Source organism: Synechococcus sp. R8-2 (assembly GCF_047461715.1).
In the GTDB taxonomy this organism is placed as follows: domain Bacteria; phylum Cyanobacteriota; class Cyanobacteriia; order Thermostichales; family Thermostichaceae; genus Thermostichus.
Genome location: NZ_JANSHQ010000297.1, coordinates 1 through 2,331, shown reverse-complemented (window position 1 = coordinate 2,331; position 2,331 = coordinate 1). Strand labels below are relative to the sequence as shown.

The window sequence follows — 2,331 nt, the reverse complement described above, 5'->3', positions numbered from 1 at the left end:
TCTCCCAGGGGGAGAGGGGAGTTGGGGATAGCTGTACAGCTTTTTTCAGCGCTGTTTACCACAGCCAGTGTCAATCAATCTCTTGCGTGGGAAGGCTCCCGCTTGGCTACGGAACTCCCATGAAGTCGGAAAAAGCTGTAAACCCAGTTCCTGGGCAACGCCAATACACGACTGGGTATAGGAAGTTGTCAGCTGGGTTGCAGCGTTTCGATCCCAGTCGGGAGGGCGATGATTGCCTCTTTGGCCATGCCGATGAACAGGCCATGTTCCACAACCCCCACCGTCCCTTTGAGTTGATCGGCGATCTTGGCAGGATCCGCCATGGGGCCGAATTGGCAGTCGAGGATGTAGTGCTGCTCGTCCGTCAAGTAGGGATCCCCGTTGGCATTCCGCCGTAAGGTGGCTGTGCACCCCAGAGCCTCTACCCGCGCCAAGGTGGTTTTCCAGCCAAAGCGCACCACCTCTACCGGCACCGGGAAGCGAATGCCCAACTGCGGGACTTTTTTAGAGGCATCGGCGATGATGATCAGCTCGGCAGCGCTGGCCTCCACCAATTTTTCCCGCAACAGGGCCCCTCCTGCCCCTTTGATCAGGTTCAGGGATCCCACTTCAATCTCGTCGGCCCCATCGATGGCCAGATCCAGGCGCGGCTGCTCTTCTAGGGTAGCCAGCGGGATCCCCAGGGAGCGGGCCTGTTCAGCCGTGCGCTCGGAGGTGGGCACACCGAGGATCTGCAGACCCTCGCTTTGCATCCGCTCTGCTAGGGCGCTGACAGCAAAGGCGGCTGTGGATCCCGTGCCCAGCCCCACCACCATTCCCGACTGCACCTTTTGAACTGCAGCCCGGGCTGCCGCCTGTTTCAGCTCATCTAAAGACTCGGTCCCGCTGCCGCCAAGGGTAGTCATTCCCAGCTCCTCTCCCGTGGATGAAGATCCTACCAAAGTGCTTTGCACCGCTACCGCCCGCTCCAGCTAAAACCCTCCGGCGCTGCCACCACCCGACCGAAGAGATCATAGGGCTCAGCGCGGGTGATCTGCACCGGCACCAGGGATCCCAGGGATCCCTGCCCCTGCACATACACCACTCCATCCACCTCGGGGGCAAAGCGAGGGGAGCGGCCAATCCACTCGCCGGTTCTGGGGTTTTCCTGCTCCAAAAGTACAGGTACCACTCGGCCCACCTGCTCGCGGTTGCGGCGGAAGGCAATGCCTTGCTGCAGTTGCATTAGACGGGCGCGGCGCTCTTGTTTGACAGCCTCTGGAACCTGATGGGGGAGGTGGTAGGCAGGGGTGCCCTCTTCGGGAGAAAAGGTAAACACCCCCACATGGTCAAACTGATGGCGCTGGACAAAGTCTAGTAGATGCTGGAAGTGCTCCTCCGTCTCCCCAGGAAAGCCGACGATAAAGCTGGTGCGCAGCACGGCATTGGGCAACGCCTGGCGCAGCCGCTCGATCACCCGGTCGTTGACCTGCCCTTGCCAGGGGCGATTCATGGCCTTGAGGATCTCAGGATGGCTGTGCTGTAAAGGCAGATCCAGGTAAGGCAGGAAATTGGCGGTCTCTTGAATGGCCTCCACCACGGCGGGGGTAATGCCCGTGGGGTAGGCGTAGAGCATGCGGATCCAGGGAATGGGGATCTGGCCCAGGGCGCGGATAAGCTCAGCCAAGCGCGGCTCCCCGTAGAGGTCGATCCCGTAGTGGGTGGTGATCTGGGAAATTAAAATCAGCTCCTGCACCCCCTCTTCGGCCAGCTGTTCTGCTTCCCGGAGGATGGACTCGATGGAGCGGGAGCGTTGGTTGCCCCGCAAGTGGGGAATGATGCAGAAGGAGCAGCGGTAATCACAGCCCTCGGCTACCCGTAGGTAGGCCACAGGCGCATGGGTGGTGCGATAGCGAGGTACGGTCTCGTCGGCAATGTAATCCAAGCTGGAAGTAACGGCATTGACCCGCTCTCCCCGCTCCGCCCGCTCGATCACCTGGACGATCTGGTGGTAGTCGCCGGTACCTACCAAGGCCACGGCCTCTGGGATCTCCTGCAGCAGCTCCTCTTGGAAGTGTTGCGCCAAGCAGCCGGCAATAACGATTTTCTTGCCCTGTACTGCCAACTCCATCAGGGTGCTGACCGACTCCCGCCGCGCTGCTTCAATGAAGCTACAGGTATTGACGATCACATAGTCAGCACTCTCTTCGTCCCCATCCACCCGGTAGCCTGCTTGAGCCAGCAAGCCCAGCATGTGCTCGGTGTCCACCCGGTTTTTCTCGCAGCCCAGGTGTAAAACGGCAACCGACGCCTTTGTACGCTGCACCGCTGTTCGCGTAAGCGGGACGGAGT

General features: G+C 60.6%; 2 protein-coding genes. Both read right to left on the bottom strand.

Features of this window, described 5'->3' with window-relative positions; all coding sequences use genetic code 11:
- Positions 1-188: 188 nt before the first annotated feature.
- Positions 189-905: a ribose 5-phosphate isomerase A gene (gene rpiA / locus NW819_RS07800; protein WP_414342421.1), complete on the bottom strand. Its 717-nt coding sequence runs from the start codon at positions 903-905 to the stop codon at positions 189-191.
- A 50-nt stretch (positions 906-955) separates the two neighbouring features.
- On the bottom strand, positions 956-2,305 hold the full coding sequence (gene rimO / locus NW819_RS07795; protein ID WP_414413412.1) for a 30S ribosomal protein S12 methylthiotransferase RimO: 1,350 nt from the start codon (positions 2,303-2,305) through the stop codon (positions 956-958).
- Positions 2,306-2,331 lie beyond the last annotated feature (26 nt).